A 15,708-nucleotide genomic window follows, 5' to 3' on the forward strand; every position below is an offset into this window, starting at 1 on the left:
GCGTCTTCCGGACCGCGGGCGTCCCGCCCGATCATGATCTCATGATAATGTGCGGGCGGGACGCCCGCGGTCCGGAAGAGCATGAGCCATGACCCCTCCGCCTGCCTGCGCGAGGCCGAAGCGGCTTCGCTTCGGCGAAGGCAGGTCCGCGGTGACGCGGACACCTCCCCAGCGATGACGCTGGGAGGCAAAGAGATCACTTCACCTCGACGATATCCGCGACGCCGACCTTCTTGTTGTTCACCGTCTGCAGCACGACGAAGCGGCCGGCCGAGTTGTGGTCGTCGAAGGTCACCGTCTTGCCCATGACGTTGGTGAACTTCATGTTCTTGATGGCGTCCTTGATCTTCGGGCCCTCGGTGCTGTTGGCATCCTTGATCGCCTGCGCGATGACGCGAATCGAATCGTAGGCACCCCAGGTCTGCAGGTAAGGCTCCGACTTGTGCTTGGCCTTGATCTTCTCGACGAACGCCTTGTTGGACGGCGTGTCGATGGTGGCGTTGTAGGTCCAGGCGCTGATCGACTTCTCCATGCCGCCGGCCTCGATGATCGGCTGGTTGCGCCCGCCCAACTCGATGCGGCCGGTGTACGGGATGCGCACGCCGAGCTGCATGGCCTGGCGCAGGAAGTTGATCGAATCGCCGCCCACCTGGAAGGTGGCGATGGCATCGGGTCGGCGCTGCTGGATGCGCGTCAGGATGCTGGTGAAGTCCGGCGTGTTCTGCGGATGGAAGTCGGTCGACACGACGGTGACACCGGCCTTCTCGGCCACTTTCTTGAAGGCATCGGCGCCGCCGCGGCCGAAATCGGTGTCCTCGCCGATGATCGCCGCGTTCTTGAACACCTTCTTCTCGCCGAGATAGGTGCCGAGCGCTTCCATCATGGCGCTGTCCGACGGGCTGATACGGAACGAGTACTCGTTGCGGCCCGGCCCGGCGAGCTCGGTGATCTGCGGATTGGAGGCGATGCCGGTGACCATCGGGATCTTGGCATCGGCGATGATCTTCATGCTGGCGAGATGGGCCGAGCTGCAATGCGCCCCCTCGATCGCCACCACCTTGGCCTCGACCAGCTTGTTGGCGACGTTGACCGCTTCCGAGGGATTGCACTTGTTGTCCATCACCAGGACCTCGACCTTGCGGCCGAGCAGGCCGCCGGCGGCATTGATCTCCTCGACGGCGAGGTTGACGCCCCACAATTCCCATTCCGCCGCCACGGCGACGGCGCCGGTCTGCCCGGTCGACACGCCGATCACGATCGGCGGCTGCTGTGCCGACGCCATGCCGATGCCCCAAAGCCCGACGGCCATGGCCGCCGCCAACATCTTCGCCCTCATCGCTTCCCTCCGTTGCGCTCCCCATTTGCAATCAAACGCATAGCAGGCGTCATGCCAACCTCGCTCGCGCCGAGCGACCGCGACACGCGCTGCGCCGCCGCCGTCACCAGGGGAATCACGCCCTGCAGCGTCCGGTCGGCGTCAAGATACTTGGGGAAAGCCGTGGACAATGCCGCCACTACAGTGCCGCCGCGGTCGGTGATCGGCGCGCCGACCGACAGTATCCCCGGAATGTTCTCTTCGACCACGGTGGCGTAGCCCTGACGCCGCACCCTGGCGAGCGACGCCAGCAGGACGGCAGGATCGGTGATCGTGTGCGGCGTGATGGCCGCGAGCTTGCGATGGCCGAGCAGCTTGCGCGCCGCCGCATCGTCGAGCGAGGCCAGCAGGACCTTGCCGGCGGCCGTGCTGTGCAGGGGCATCTCGCTGCCCAGGCTCACGCGGATGGCCACCGGCCCGTCGGCCTGCACGGCCTGCAGGTAGATCGCGCGACCGGCCCGCAGCACCGCCACGAAGCCGTTGAGATGATGCTCGTGCGCCATCCGGTCGAGCTCGCGGCGCGCGGTGGCGACATAGTCGACGCCGCGCTCGCCGCTGGCGCCGAGGATCATGGCACGATGGCCCAGGCGATAGCGCGACGTCTCGGGATTCTTCTCGATGTAGCTGCGGCCGGCGAGCGAGGTCACCAGACGCTGCACGATGGTGGGACTGAGCCCGACGCGACGCGCGAGCTCCCGCACGCCGATCTCGCCACTCTCGGCCTCGATCGCCTCCAGTATGTCGAGCCCGCGCTCCAGGGATTGCGACCCGGCGGCCCGCCTGGCGCCGCTGCGCGGCGGGCGCGGGCGAATGGAATTCGGGCGTATCGGCAATTGTTCCGAATATCGGTACATCGTTTCGATAGTTGCACGTTCGCAGGATTCTCATTTATGTGTCAACGCCTATCGAAGCGAGTCCGAGACGAACCGTGACGAATGACGCATCTCAAGCTTTCCTTCCCAGCTTCGCTGGGGGAGGTGTCGCCGTCTTACGGCGACGGAGGGGTCATGGGCTGGGAGCGCGCCTCTCCAGTGGCGCTCATGGAGTGTGTGATCAGCGAGAAGAGCGCCACAGGAGTGGCGCGCTCCCAGCCATGAAAGACATGACCCCTCCGCCCCGTAAGATGGGGCGCCTCCCCAGCGAAGCCGGGGAGGAAAGCAAGAGCATGGTCCGGGAATTGCAGAGCCGTCACGATGACCGTTGACGCCGTCTACCTGGTGCAGCTGACGCTGAACGGGATCGCACTCGGCCTGCTCTACGCCCTGATCGCCGTCGGCCTGTCGCTGATCTTCGGCGTCATGGAGATCATCAACTTCGCGCATGGCGAGTTCCTGATGCTGGGCGCCTACGCCATGACGTTCGCGCTGCCGGTGCTCGGCCTGCTCTACTGGCCGGCGCTCGCCGTCGCGATCCTGGCGATCATGCTGTTCGGCTTCATGGTGTACGAGGTGCTGCTGATCCGCCTCAAGCCCGAGGAGTTCGAACGCAGCATCCTGGTGACGCTCGGCCTGTCGATCATCGTCATCCACGTCATGCAGTATCTCTTCACAGCGACGCCGCGCATGGTCGACACGCAGTACGCCTTCGACGGCGTCGAGATCGGCTCGATCCGCATCACCTGGACGCGCATCATCGGCGCGGCGTCGGCGCTGGCCGCCTTCGCCGGCCTCTACGTCGTGCTGCGCTACACCCAGTTCGGCCGCGCCATGCGCGCCATCGCCCAGAACCGCGAGGCGGCGCTGATGGTCGGCATCCGGCCGCGCGTCGTGGCGCGCAACGCCGTGGTCCTGGCGGCCGGCCTGTGCGGTCTCGCCGGCGCGGCGATCGCACCAATCCAGCTCGTCACGCCCTACATGGGCCAGTTCCTGATCTTCAAGGCCTTCGCGCTGGTCATCATCGGCGGGCTTGGCAACATCCCCGGCGCCATCGTCGCCGCTCTCGGGCTCGGCCTGGTCGAAAGCTGGATCGGCGGCTTCTTCGAGATCGTCTGGCAGGAGGCCGCGGTGTTCGTGATCATGATCGCGGTGCTGTTCGTCCGCCCCGACGGCCTGTTCAAGCGCGGGGGCATGCGCGTCGGATGAAGCTCGCGCTCGCCCTGGCAGCCGCTCTCGCGCTCGGCGCCCTGCCACTGCTCAGCTCATCAAACTACGTCATCGGCGTCGGCGTCTCGGCACTGATCTTCACCGTGGCCGCGGCGGCCCTGAACCTGGTCTACGGCTTTACCGGCCTGCTGTCGTTCGCCCAGCTCGCCTTCTGGGGAATCGGTGGCTACGCCTCGGCGCTGACCGTCGTCACCTTCGGCGGCACCTTCTGGTGGGGCCTGGTGTGGGCGGCGCTGATCAATGCCGTGGTCGCGCTGGTCGTCGGCTATCCGACGTTGCGGACCAATCGCCACGCCTTCGTCATCGTGACGCTCACCTTCGCCCTGCTGGCGAGCCTGATCGCGCGCGACTGGGTCAGCCTGACGCGCGGCCCGCTCGGCATCCCCAACCTGCCGCCGCCGGTGGCGTTCGGCTATCGCTTCGGCACGACCGGCCAATTCTACTGGATCGCCTGGGCGTTCTCGGTGGCGATGCTGGCCTTCCTCTATGCGTTGTGCAGCTCGCGCATCGGCCGCACCCTGGTGGCGATCAAGCAGAACGAGCCGCTGGTACGGGCGCAGGGCATCTCGCCGATGCCCTACAAGCTCGCCGCCTTTGCCATTGGCGCCGCCGTCACCGGCGCTGCCGGCGGCGTCTTCAGCTTCCATCTCGGCATCGTCGATCCGACGTTCCTCGATTTCTATTACATGCAGACCTTCCTGATCATCGTGATCATCGGCGGCACCGGCAGCTTCTGGGGCGTGGTGGTGGCCGGCATCGCCCTGTCGGCGCTGCCCGAGGTGCTGCGCTTCTCCGCCGACCTCCGCATGATCATCTACGGCGTGATCCTGGTGGTCGCCGTGTTCGTCATGCCGTCGGGAATCGCCGGCTGGCTGCGCGACCGCCAGGTGGCCCGTATGCGCGAAGCGCTGACCGGCGCCGCCTCGACCACCGCGGGCGCCGAGCTGGGCACTCCCCTGCGCGAGGCGCTGAAATGAGCACCATCCTCGAGGTCACCGACCTGCGCAAATCCTACGCCGGCGTGCACGCGCTCGACGGCGTGTCGTTCGCAGTCGAAGCCGGCAGCGTGACCGGACTGATCGGACCCAACGGCTCCGGCAAGAGCACGGCGATCGACTGCATCTCCGGCTTCCAGAAGCGCGACGGCGGCAGGATCGTGCTGGCCGGCAACGACATCTCCGGCCAACCGGCGCACCACATCGCCCGCGCCGGCCTGATGCGGACCTTCCAGACGGTCAGGATCTACGAACGGCTCAGCCTGCGCGACAATCTCGCCATCGCCACCCAGCAGTTCGATCCGGCGACCTGGGTCGACGAGTTCTTCCGCACGCGACGCTACCGGCTGGCGGTCGATGCCGCCGAGACGCGGGCCCGCCAGCTGGTCGAGCTGATCGGCCTGCAGCGCTACTACGACGTCGAGACCGGCATCCTGTCGTATGGCCAGAAGAAGCTGGTGGCGCTCGCCGCCGCCCTGATGCCGCATCCCAAGATCGTCGTGCTCGATGAGCCGGTGGCCGGCGTCAACCCGAGCCGCATCCGCGAGATCGAGGTCGCGCTGGCCGAGCTCAACCGGGCCGGCGAGACCTTCCTGATCGTCGAGCACAATGTCGAGTTCATCACAAACCTCTGCCATCAGGTGATCGTGCTCGACCAGGGCAGGAAGCTCGCCGAAGGCACGGCGCACGACATCCACCACGATCCGCGCGTGCTCGAGGCCTATCTCGGCATGACGCCCGAGATGGCCGCGGCCGAGATGCGGGGTGCGGCGTGAGCGCGCCCACCCTCGCGCTCGAATCGGTCACCGCGGGCTATGGCGACAACCCCATCGTGCGCGATTTCTCGGCCAGCCTGCACGGCGGCACGATCACGACCCTGATCGGCGGCAATGGCGCCGGCAAGTCGACCCTGCTGCGCGCCATCTACGGCGCCAACCGATTCTTCTCCGGCCGGATCCTGTTCAACGGCCAGGCAATCGAGCGCCTGCCGCCGTGGGAGCGGCTGAAACGCGGCATCGGTTTCGTGCCGCAGGGCCGTTGCAATTTCCCGGCGATGTCGGTCGCCGAGAACCTCAAGATGGGCTGCTATACCCTGCCGGCGGCGATGCACGACGCCGCGATCGGCCGCGTGGTCGCGCTGTTCCCCATGCTGAAGCAGAAGGAGCGCACCGAAGCCGGCAACCTGTCGGGCGGCGAACAGCAGGTCCTGGAGATGGCCATGGTGCTGCTGGTCGAGCCGACGCTCCTCCTGCTCGACGAGCCGTCACTCGGCTTGTCGCCCAAGATGCAGGGTGACGTGTTCACCACGGTGCAGCAGATTGCGGCGCGCGGCGTCACTGTCCTGATCGTCGAGCAGAACGTGCGCGGCGCCCTGCTGATCTCGGACCGCGCCCTGGTCATGGAGCAGGGGCGCAAATTCATGGAAGGCCCGGCGGCCGAGGTGCGCACCGATCCGCGCATCCGCCAGGCCTATCTCGGCGGCAACATCCAGCAGACAGCAGCGTAGGAAGATGAGCAAAGGTCGATGAACACAGGACACAGGGACCGGGCACGCCTCGCCGTCGATATCGGAGGCACCTTCACGGATCTCGCCCTGGAATGGGACGGCAGGCGCGAGAGTGTAAAAGTGCTGACCACGCCGCGCGCGCCCGAGGAGGGCGTGCTGGCCGGCGTCGAGGAGATCCTCGAGCTCTCGAAGCTCGAGGCGGCCGATCTCGGCCTGATCATCCACGGCACCACGCTGGCCACCAACGCCATCATCGAGCGCAAGGGTGCGAAGACGGCACTGGTCGTCACCGAGGGCTTCCGCGATTCGATCGAGATCGCCTTCGAGCACCGCTTCGAGCAATACGACATCTTCATGCAGAAGCCGCCGCCGCTGGTTCCGCGCGAGCTGCGCTTCGGCATCCCCGAACGGCTCGACGGCCGCGGCAACGTTCTGGTGCCGCTCGACGAGACGGCAGTGCGCGCGCTGGCCGCGAGGCTCGCGGCGGCCAAGGTCGAGGCAATCGCGATCGGTTACATGCACGCCTATCTCGACGGCACCCACGAGCGGCGCACGCGCGACATCCTGGCCGGGCTGCTACCCGGCGTGTCGATCACCCTGTCGAGCGAGGTGTCGCCGGAAATCCGCGAATACGAGCGCTGGTCGACTGCCGTGGCAAACGCCTACGTCCAGCCGGTGATGGATCGCTATCTCGGCCGACTCGACGCGGCGCTGCGCGCCAAGGGCACGACCTGCCCGCTGTTCCTGATCACCTCGGGCGGCGGCCTGGCGGCGCTGGAGACGGCCCGCAAGTTCCCGATCCGGCTGGTCGAGTCCGGGCCGGCCGGCGGCGCGATCCTGGCGGCGGCGCTGGCGCGCCAGTGCGGCCTCGACAAGGTGCTGTCGTTCGACATGGGCGGCACCACCGCCAAGATCTGCCTGATCGATCACGGCGAGCCGCAGCATTCGCGATCATTCGAGGTGGCACGCCAGTACCGCTTCCTCAAGGGCAGCGGGCTGCCCCTTCGCATTCCCGTCATCGAGATGGTCGAGATCGGCGCGGGCGGCGGCTCGATCGCCTCGGTCGATGCGATGTCGCGCGTCAATGTCGGCCCTGAAAGCGCCGGCGCCGAGCCCGGGCCGGCGAGCTACGGTCGCGGCGGCAGCGAGCCCACCGTGACCGACGCCGACGTCGTGCTGGGCCGCATCGATCCCGGCTACTTCGCCGGCGGCTCGATCAGGCTCTCGCCCGACAAGGCAGGCGCCGCCGTCGACAAGTCGGTCGGCAAGCCGCTCGGCCTCGTCCGCCTCGATGCGGCGTTCGGCGTCAGCGAGATCGTCGAGGAGAACATGGCCAACGCCGCGCGCGTGCACGCCGTCGAGCGCGGCAAGGAGCTGCAGGATCGCACCATGATCGCCTTTGGCGGCGCCGCGCCCATCCATGCCGCGCGGCTGGCCGAGAAGCTCGGCATCCGCCGCATCATGGTGCCGAGCGGCGCCGGCGTCGGCTCGGCGGTCGGCTTCCTGATGGCGCCGGTCGCCTATGAGGTGGTGCGCAGCCGCTACGTCCAGCTCGATGGCCGGTTCGATCCCGCCTACGTCAACGCCCTGTTCGCCGAGATGCGTGCCGAGGCCGAGGACGTGGTCAAGGCGGGCGCTCCCGATGCGAAGCTCGTCGAGACTCGCACGGCGGACATGCGTTATCGCGGCCAGGGCCACGAGATCACCGTCAGCCTGCCGGCCGGCAGGTTCGACGCCGCCTCGCGCGAGAAGCTGATCAAGCTCTACGAGGACGGCTACGCCGGCACCTTCGGCCGCACCATCCCGGGCCTCGACGTCGAGATCATGAACTGGACACTGCGGCTCGCCGCCGAGCAGGTCGAGATGCCCCGGAGCCCGCCCCAGCCAGCCGACAAGCCGGCGACGGCGCGCGGCAGCCGCGCGGTCTACGACCCGGCCGATCAGGACATGAAGACCGTGTCGGTCTACCATCGCACCGATCTTTCGATCGGCAGCCTCGTGCCGGGCCCGGCGGTGATCGCCGAGGACGAGACGACCACCATTGTCCCCAAGAGCTTTGCCGCCCGCATCAACCCGATCGGCGCCATCCTGCTGGAGAAGGTTCCATGAGCTTCAACGATCCGCTCTCGCCCATTCGCCTGCAACTGATGTGGGACCGCCTGATCGCGGTCGTCGAGGAGCAGGCGCTCGCCCTCATTCGCACCGGCTTCTCGACATCGACGCGCGAGGCCGGCGACCTGTCGGCCGGTGTGTTCGATCTCGACGGCGCCATGCTGGCGCAGGCCGTCACCGGCACGCCGGGCCACATCAACTCGATGGCCCGCGCCGTGCGCCACTTCCTGGCGCGCTTCCCGGCGCACACCATGAAGGAAGGCGACATCTTCCTGACCAATGACCCGTGGAAGGGCACCGGCCATCTGCACGACTTCACTTTCGTCACGCCGACCTTCCGGCGCGGCAAGATGGTGGCGATGTTCGCCTCGACTTGCCACGTCGTCGACATCGGCGGCCGCGGCATGACCACCGACGCCCGGCAGGTCTACGAGGAGGGCCTCTACATCCCGCTGATGCGCTTCGCGCGCGAAGGCAAGGTCGACGAGACTCTGATCGAGATCGTGAGCGCCAACGTGCGCGAGCCGATCCAGGTGGTGGGTGACCTCTACTCGCTGGCGACCTGCAACGAGATCGGCTGCCGCCGCCTGATCGAGATGATGGACGAGTTCGCCATCGACGATCTCGATCGGCTGGGCCGCCACATCCTCGAGAAGTCCAAGCAGGCCTCGCTCGAGCTGATCCGCAAGATCACGCCCGGCACCTACAGCTACGCCATGCGCGTCGACGGCTACGACAAGCCGATCGACCTGGTCGCCACCATGACGATCGGCGAGGACGGCATCGACGTCGACTTCGCCGGCACGTCGGGCGTGTCGGCATTCGGCATCAACGTACCGGTCTGCTACACCGAGGCCTACGCCTCGTTCGGCGTGAAGTGCATCGTGGCGCCCAAGGTGCCGAACAACGAGGGCTCGCTGTCGGTGATCCGCGTCACCGCGCCCGTGGATTCGATCCTCAACGCCCAGAAGCCGGCGCCCGTGGCGGCGCGTCACGTAACCGGGCAGATGCTGCCCGACGTGATGTTCGGCTGCCTGCACCAGGCGCTGGGCGGCAAGGTCCCGGCCGAGGGCACGTCGTGCCTGTGGAACCTGTTCGCGCTGGGCGGCCCCGGCTCGACCGGCGGCGATCCGTCCGAGACCGTCCACGCCAAGCCGTTCAGCGTCATGAGCTTCCATGCCGGCGGCACCGGCGCACGGCCGGGCGCCGACGGCCTCTCGGCCACCGCCTTCCCGAGCGGCGTCAAGAACGTGCCGATCGAGGTCAACGAGGCGGTGTCGCCGATCGTCGTATGGCGCAAGGAGTACCGCCAGGATTCGGGCGGCGCGGGCGAGTTCCGCGGCGGGCTGGGCCAGATCATGGAGGTGGGCACGCTCGACACGGCGCCGTTCGCGCTCAGCGCCTATTACGACCGCATCGACCATCCGGCGCGCGGCCGCGAAGGCGGGCTCGCCGGCAAAGCCGGCTCGGTCACGCTGTCGTCCGGCACGGTGCTGCGCGGCAAGGGCCTGCAGACCGTGCCGCCCAAGGACCGCGTGATCATCGCCATGCCGGGCGGCGGCGGGCTTGGCAATCCGCGCAAGCGGCCGGCGGCGGCGGTCGCCCAGGACGTGCGCCAGGGCTTCATCTCGGCCGAGTCGGCACGGCGCGACTATGGCGTAGCGGTCAACGACGATGGCGTCGTCGACGAGGCGGAAACGGCGAAGCTGCGCGCGATCGCGGCCGAGTAAGGGAGACGACGACATGACCCGCGTGAGCGCCGGCCTGCCGACCGGGATGGAGGGCCTGACCTACCCCATCCCGTTCTCCGATCCCGAGAACGTCATCCGCATTGCCCAGGCAGCGGAAAAATTCGGCTACGACTCGGTCTGGGGCAACGACCACATGACCACCCAGAACTACGTGCGCGCCGAGTTCCCGGTGCCGCCGCGCTTCTGGGAGCCGCTGATCACCTACGCCTTCATCCTGTCGGAGACGAAGACGATCAAGGTCGGCACCGGCGTGCTGGTGCTGCCGATGCGCCACGACATCGTGGTGACGGCCAAGCAGATCGCCACCCTGGATCATTTCGGCAAGGGCCGGCTCGAGGTCGGCGTCGGCATCGGCGCCTATCGCGAGGAGTTCAAGGCGCTGCAACCCGATGCGAAGATGGACCGCGGCGACATCGTCGACGAGGGCCTGCAGGCGCTGAACCTCCTGTTCAAGCAGCGCGTCGCGAGCTTCGACGGCAAGTACTACAAGTTCCGCGACGTCGAGCTCTATCCCAAGCCCTTGCAGAACCACATCCCGATCTATGTCGGCGGCAACAACCCCAACAACATCACCCGCACCGTCAAGTGGGCCGACGGCTGGCTGCCGGCCGGCATGCATGTCGACCGCGTGCGGGCCGGCGTGAAGACGCTGCGCGAGGAAGCGGAGAAGATCGGCCGCGATCCGAAGACCATCGAGGTCTGCCCGCAATTCGTCGTCCATGTCGGCAAGACCCGCCAGGCCGCCATCGAGAGCTTCCGCAAGAGCCAGATGAACAAGCACCTGGTGTCGCTCTCCAAGTCGACCCTGAAGGGCCAGGGCACGGCGACCCACGAGGACATCAACCTGATCGGCACGCCAGCCGAGATCATCGACAAGGCCCACGCCTTCCGCGAGGCCGGCGTCACCCACTTCCTCGGCCTCTACTTCGCCGCCAACTCGGTCCAGGAGCTGATCGACCAGATGCAGATTTTCGGCGAGGAGGTGACGCCGAAGATCAAGTGAGGCGCGGACAATGAGGAAAGCTCCCTCGATGCGCTCGGGATGACTGCATTTTTCATCCCGAACACAGCGAGGGATCTTTCTTTCTGCAGGCGAATGGGCGAGATCAGCGGAGATCACCGATGCCCCGCCAGCATCGGAACGGGCGCTTTGACTTGAGGTTCTCGCGCCTAGAGCCGTCCGCGGCGCGCAGGTATCATAAAATCCCGAACGGCAAGGAGCCGAAATGGGCAACGATGCCAAGACGCTGATCGACCGGGCACGCGCTCTGTCTCCGGAAGACCGCATCGCGCTGGTCGAGGACGTGCTCGACAGCCTGGACCATGCCGACCCCAAAATCGATCAGCTGTGGGCGCGGGAAGTGACCGACCGCGTAGCAGCCTATCGACGTGGTGAGCTTGCCGCCAAGGACCTAAACGACGTTGTTGCCAAATACCGACCGTGACGGTCCGGTTCCTCGAAATCGTCGAAATCGAGCTCGACCACGCACGGAGCGCAGGCACCGGGCTTGGGCGATGTGTTCTTGATCGAGGTGCTGTCGACTGTGAAGCGCATCGAGCGCTTTCCTGAGGCGTGGCATCCGCTGGGTGAAGGTGTTCGGCGCTGTCGCCTCAGCCGCTTCCCCTACGGACTGATCTACACCATCGACGGCGGCACCATTCTGGTGCTGGCGGTCGCGCACCTGCATCGCCGTTCGGACTACTGGCGCGATCGTCTGCAGCGATGATCTTGCCGGAGAGTGCCTACAGCGCCACCTTGGCGAACCATTCCACCTGGTCCTCGAACTCGGCCATGCTGTCGGCCGGGATCATCAGGGCGCAGGCATGGTCGACGCCGATCTTCCTGAGGCCGTCGATCTTCTCCAGGATCAGGTCGGGCGAGCCGACCAGGTTGGCGACGACCTGCTTGGTGAGGTCGCGGCCGGTATAGGCGAGCGACTTGCGATGGGCGACGAGGCCCGAGTCCATGTAGCGGCGTTCCGCTTCCTCCGCCGTCTTCGCGATCGTGAGCGAGAACTGCGGGGCGATCTCGATGCCGACGGGATCGCGGCCCAACTCGGTTGCGCGCGCCTTCACCGTCCTGATGCGCCCCTCGAGCTCCGGCCAGGGGCGCCAGCCGGGCAGCCATCCCGTGGCGTAGCGGGCCACGCGCTCGACCGTCTCCATGTTGTGGCCGCCGATCCACAGCGCGAACGGATCGCGCTTGGGCTTGGGATACATCTCGAGGTCGCGCACGGCGTAATACTTGCCGTCGTGCGTCACCCGCCGCTCGGTGAACAGGCGGCGCATCAGCTCGATCCCCTCGTCCATCATCTCGCCGCGCCGCCCCTTGGCGGCAAGGCGCGGCGCCCAGGCGGCGAACTCCTCGCGATAGGCGCCGATGCCCAACGCCAGCACAAGCCGGCCGTTCGAGAGCTGGTCGATGGTGGCAGACTGCTTGGCAAGCCAGAACGGATCGCGCATCGGCAGCACGGCGAGCGCCGTGCCGACCCGGATGCGGCTGGTGGCGGCGGCGCAAAACGACAGCACCGTCATCAGCTCGTAGAAATTGGGCGCCCGGTCGGGGAACAGCTCGCGCACGTAGTGCTGGCTGGTGATGTGGTCGTTGCCCCACACCGAATCGTAGCCGAGCTTCTCGCAGAGCTGGGCCATGCGCACGAAGTCACCCGGCTCGACGAAGGGAATGGGATACATGACCCCTTCGAAGCAGGTCGGCAGGCTGATGCTGAACTTCATCGACGTCATCCCCGAACGGCGGCAAGCACGTCGGCGATCGACCTGGCGTCGTCGACGCCGCCGATCACCACCTCGTCGAGCCCGATGGCGCGATATTCATCCAGCCTGGCCCTGACCTGGGCGGGCGTACCGCAGGCGGCGTGGCGGCGCACCACGTCGTCGCTCACCAGCCGGTCGACCTCGGCCCAGTTCTCGGCCGCGTAAGCCGCCGCCAGCGCCGTCTGGTCGAGCGACGCGCCCGACAAGCGGATGTTCTCGGCATGGTGGGCACCACGCAGCACGAAGCCGATCGGCCGGCGGATCGGATCGATGCCCTCCATCTCGCTGGTCCCGATCTTCGTATAGACGATGCCGAGCTTGCGCAGCGGGCGTCCCGGCGCGGCGCCGGCCGCCTGGTCGAGGCAGGCCTTCACGAACGGCGGCGATGTCGCCGCCGAAATCAGCACGCCATCGGCCTCGCGCCCCGACAGGCGCAGCATGTTGGGACGCGACGCCGCGAGCACGATCGGCACGTTGCGACCGCCATTGGCCAGGCGCCGGCCGGCGGCATGGAACACCTGGCCCTGGAAATCGACCATCTCGCCGGCCAGCAGAGCACGGCAGATCTTCACCGTCTCGCTGATCGAGACCAGCGGCCTGGGCGCATCGATGCCGGCCGCCTCGAGATCCCTCGGTGCGCCCACGCCGAGACACAGGGTCACGCGGCCGGGATACATCTCCTCCAGCGTCGCCGCCGCCATGGCGATGAAGACGGGATGCGTCGAATAAGGACTCATCGCCATCAGCGCGATCCTGATCCGCTTGGTGGCACCCAGCGCCAGCGCCGCCGTGGTGATCGGGTCGCGCAGGAAGAGATGGCAGGCAATCCACAGCGTTGAGGCACCACCCTCCTCTGCCGCCCGTGCCTGTGCCGCGATTTCGCCGATCGGCGCGCGGCCATCCATCGAGATGCCGAACTCAGCCATGCTCCAACTTACCCATGCCTGTATCCATAGACGTCACGCAGGGTGCCCAACACTTCGCTGAGGCCGCCCGCGACGACGGGTGTCGGCGGCAAAGCGGTTTCGATCACTGCGGTGTCCTTCAGCCCGCTGGCGGTCAGCAGCGCCACGACCCGCGCATCGGACTCGATCGTGCCGTTGGCGCGCAGGTGCTCGATGGCGGCGAAGGTCGCCGCCGAGGCGGCCTCCGGCCAGATGCCTTCCCTGGCGCCCACGGTGACGACCCAGCGCGCGAGCGCGTCATTTTCGACGGTGACAGCGGTGCCGCCGCTGCGACGCAGGACCTCGAGCGCCTGCACCGTGCCCTGGTTGGCGCCGATCGAGGTGGCGATCGACGGTGCGTTGCGCGGCCTGTCAGGCGGCATCGGCTCGCCGCTCGCCATGGCGGCGGCGATCGAGCCCGAGACCTCGGCCGCCACCAGGCGCGGCGTGCGCTGGGTCCAGCCCAAAGCCTTCAATTCCTCGAAGCCCTTCCACATGCCGTAGAGCGCGTCGCCATAGCAGACCGGCAGCACGCACCACTCGGGCACATCCCAGTCGAAGGCCTCGGCGACCTCGTAGGCGATCGTCTTGTAGCCTTCCATGCCGTAGGGATTGCTGCCGACGACGGGACCGAAGAACGGCGAGGTCGGATACCAACCGAACTCGCGCACGCCGGCCGATTGCAGGCGCCAGCGATCGGCCTTGTCCTCGACGGCGACGACCATGGCGCCATAAGCACGCATTTGCGCCACCAGCGGTGGCGACGCGCCGACGAAGGTGAAGACGACGCAGGGCAGCCCCGCCTTGGCCGCGTAGGCGGCCGCCGCTGCGCCGGCGTTGCCGGAGGAGCTGGAGGCGATCACTCTGGCGCCGAACTGCCGCGCCATGGTGACCGCCGACGACGCGAGCCGATCCTTGAACGACCAGGTGGGATTGCGCGACTCGTCCTTGATCCAGACATCGCCCAGCCCGAGCGCCGGCGCGTGTAGCAACGGCGTGTTGCCCTCGCCGAGGCTCACCGCGTCGGCGGCGGACGAGCAGAGGAAGGAATCCCAGCGCCACATCGTCGAAGGCCGGTTGGCGATCTTCTCGCGGTCCAGCTCCCGTCCGGGTATGGCGTCGTAGGCCACCGTCAGGTTGGCCGGCGCACCGCGCGCCCGGCAGGCCGGGCAATCCTCGGCGTAGCGATCAACGGGAAGGCGGGAACCACAACGAACGCAAACGAGTGCAGCAGGCGCGGGCATGTCGGCGCGCACGTTGGCCCTCGCCGATTGCAGCGTCAACCGGCTCATCGCCGGGACCACGCCATTGGTGGCGGAGTAGCCTCCGCCATAGTGGCGCTCATCTGCTCCTCCCCAGCTTCGCTGGGGAGGTGTCGCCGTCTTACGGCGACGGGTCATGCTCTTGGTGGACCGCGGGCGTCGCGCCGGATCTGGATATTGTGGGGGGGAGACGCCCGCAGCCCAATTCATGACCCCTCCGTCCGCGAAGACGCGGACACTTCCACAGCAAAGCTTGGGGAGGAAAAGAAAGCGCCACCAGTGGCGCGGTCCCGGCAGACCGTCAGTCGGCAGCGTTCGCCGTCGGATCACGCAGGTTCTGCAGCTCGCCCTGCAGGAAGCGCAGGAACTCCTCGGCCGCGACGGAAAGCTGACGCGAGGCGTGCGTGATCGCGTCGATCGTCGCGCTGTTGACGATGCGGTCGCGGATCGGCACGGCAACCAGCTCGCCCGCCCGCAGGCTGTCCCAGGCGGACAGCCGCGAGAGGAACGTTATGCCGTAGTTCACGTGCACGAAGTGCACCTTGAGCTGGATCGAGTTGCTCTCCAACACCGGCGCCATGGCGATGCCGGCAGCCTTGCAGGCGACATCGATCAGGATGCGGCTGCCCGTGTTCTTGGCGGGCAGAGCGATCGGATAGGCCATGCTCTCGGCCAGCGAGATGCGCGGCTTCTTCGCCAGGGGATGGCCGGCTGACATCAGCGCGACCAGCGGCTCGCGCATCTTGAAGACGGTGAGGAGATCGCGCTCGGCCGGAGAATAGAAGGCAAGCCCGATGTCGGTGCGGCCCTCGCGCACGGCGGCCACGACATGGTCGCTGCCGTCGATCGTCACGTCGAACGAGATGCCGGGATGACGCTTGCTGA

At 67.4% G+C, this 15,708-nt stretch carries 15 protein-coding genes; 9 read left to right on the forward strand and 6 right to left on the reverse strand.

Annotation, left to right across the window (positions count from 1 at the left end; translation table 11 throughout):
- Positions 1–196: 196 nt before the first annotated feature.
- Together AB7O82_RS30145 and AB7O82_RS30150 are read right to left on the reverse strand one after the other, a co-directional pair.
- Positions 197–1,336, reverse strand: coding sequence for an ABC transporter substrate-binding protein (locus AB7O82_RS30145; protein ID WP_428552106.1), 1,140 nt, complete (start codon positions 1,334–1,336; stop codon positions 197–199).
- Positions 1,333–2,208, reverse strand: coding sequence for an IclR family transcriptional regulator (locus AB7O82_RS30150; RefSeq protein ID WP_428620930.1), 876 nt, complete (start codon positions 2,206–2,208; stop codon positions 1,333–1,335). Before AB7O82_RS30150 ends, AB7O82_RS30145 begins: the two co-directional genes overlap by 4 nt.
- A gap of 360 nt (positions 2,209–2,568) precedes the next feature.
- On the opposite strand from AB7O82_RS30150, the gene AB7O82_RS30155 reads away from it, so the two are divergent.
- The 9 genes from AB7O82_RS30155 to AB7O82_RS30195 all read left to right on the forward strand — a co-directional run bounded on the left by AB7O82_RS30155 (position 2,569) and on the right by AB7O82_RS30195 (position 11,569).
- Positions 2,569–3,456, forward strand: a complete 888-nt coding sequence (locus AB7O82_RS30155; RefSeq protein ID WP_428552111.1) for a branched-chain amino acid ABC transporter permease — start codon at positions 2,569–2,571, stop codon at positions 3,454–3,456.
- A complete protein-coding gene (locus AB7O82_RS30160; protein WP_428552114.1) occupies positions 3,453–4,454 on the forward strand; it encodes a branched-chain amino acid ABC transporter permease in 1,002 nt (333 codons plus the stop codon). The genes AB7O82_RS30155 and AB7O82_RS30160 overlap by 4 nt, the downstream gene beginning before the upstream one ends.
- Complete coding sequence (locus AB7O82_RS30165) at positions 4,451–5,248, forward strand: ABC transporter ATP-binding protein (protein ID WP_428552117.1); 798 nt, start codon at positions 4,451–4,453, stop codon at positions 5,246–5,248. The genes AB7O82_RS30160 and AB7O82_RS30165 overlap by 4 nt, the downstream gene beginning before the upstream one ends.
- Positions 5,245–5,979, forward strand: coding sequence for an ABC transporter ATP-binding protein (locus AB7O82_RS30170; RefSeq protein WP_428552119.1), 735 nt, complete (start codon positions 5,245–5,247; stop codon positions 5,977–5,979). The genes AB7O82_RS30165 and AB7O82_RS30170 overlap by 4 nt, the downstream gene beginning before the upstream one ends.
- A gap of 18 nt (positions 5,980–5,997) precedes the next feature.
- Positions 5,998–8,088: a hydantoinase/oxoprolinase family protein gene (locus AB7O82_RS30175; RefSeq protein WP_428620932.1), complete on the forward strand. Its 2,091-nt coding sequence runs from the start codon at positions 5,998–6,000 to the stop codon at positions 8,086–8,088.
- A complete protein-coding gene (locus AB7O82_RS30180; RefSeq protein WP_428552124.1) occupies positions 8,085–9,821 on the forward strand; it encodes a hydantoinase B/oxoprolinase family protein in 1,737 nt (578 codons plus the stop codon). Before AB7O82_RS30175 ends, AB7O82_RS30180 begins: the two co-directional genes overlap by 4 nt.
- Positions 9,822–9,834: 13 nt before the next feature.
- Positions 9,835–10,845, forward strand: a complete 1,011-nt coding sequence (locus AB7O82_RS30185; RefSeq protein WP_428620933.1) for an LLM class flavin-dependent oxidoreductase — start codon at positions 9,835–9,837, stop codon at positions 10,843–10,845.
- A 223-nt stretch (positions 10,846–11,068) separates the two neighbouring features.
- Positions 11,069–11,287: an addiction module protein gene (locus tag AB7O82_RS30190; RefSeq protein WP_428554643.1), complete on the forward strand. Its 219-nt coding sequence runs from the start codon at positions 11,069–11,071 to the stop codon at positions 11,285–11,287.
- A gap of 72 nt (positions 11,288–11,359) precedes the next feature.
- Positions 11,360–11,569, forward strand: coding sequence for a type II toxin-antitoxin system RelE/ParE family toxin (locus AB7O82_RS30195; protein WP_428620943.1), 210 nt, complete (start codon positions 11,360–11,362; stop codon positions 11,567–11,569).
- Positions 11,570–11,585: 16 nt separating this feature from the next.
- Here AB7O82_RS30195 and AB7O82_RS30200 read toward each other — a convergent pair whose 3' ends face one another.
- The 4 genes from AB7O82_RS30200 to AB7O82_RS30215 form a co-directional block, all read right to left on the reverse strand.
- Positions 11,586–12,578 (reverse strand): LLM class flavin-dependent oxidoreductase, encoded by a 993-nt coding sequence (locus tag AB7O82_RS30200; RefSeq protein WP_428620935.1) that lies wholly within the window; start codon positions 12,576–12,578, stop codon positions 11,586–11,588.
- 5 nt (positions 12,579–12,583) lie between these two features.
- Positions 12,584–13,543, reverse strand: a complete 960-nt coding sequence (locus AB7O82_RS30205) for an LLM class flavin-dependent oxidoreductase (RefSeq protein WP_428620937.1) — start codon at positions 13,541–13,543, stop codon at positions 12,584–12,586.
- Between the two features lie 8 nt (positions 13,544–13,551).
- Positions 13,552–14,853, reverse strand: a complete 1,302-nt coding sequence (locus AB7O82_RS30210) for a threonine synthase (RefSeq protein WP_428620939.1) — start codon at positions 14,851–14,853, stop codon at positions 13,552–13,554.
- Between the two features lie 271 nt (positions 14,854–15,124).
- Positions 15,125–15,708, reverse strand: a 584-nt coding sequence (locus AB7O82_RS30215) for a LysR substrate-binding domain-containing protein (RefSeq protein ID WP_428620941.1), incomplete at its 5' end; no start/stop codon positions are given.

Origin of the sequence: Reyranella sp. (assembly GCF_050185545.1) — a bacterium.
Taxonomy (GTDB): Bacteria; Pseudomonadota; Alphaproteobacteria; order Reyranellales; family Reyranellaceae; genus Reyranella.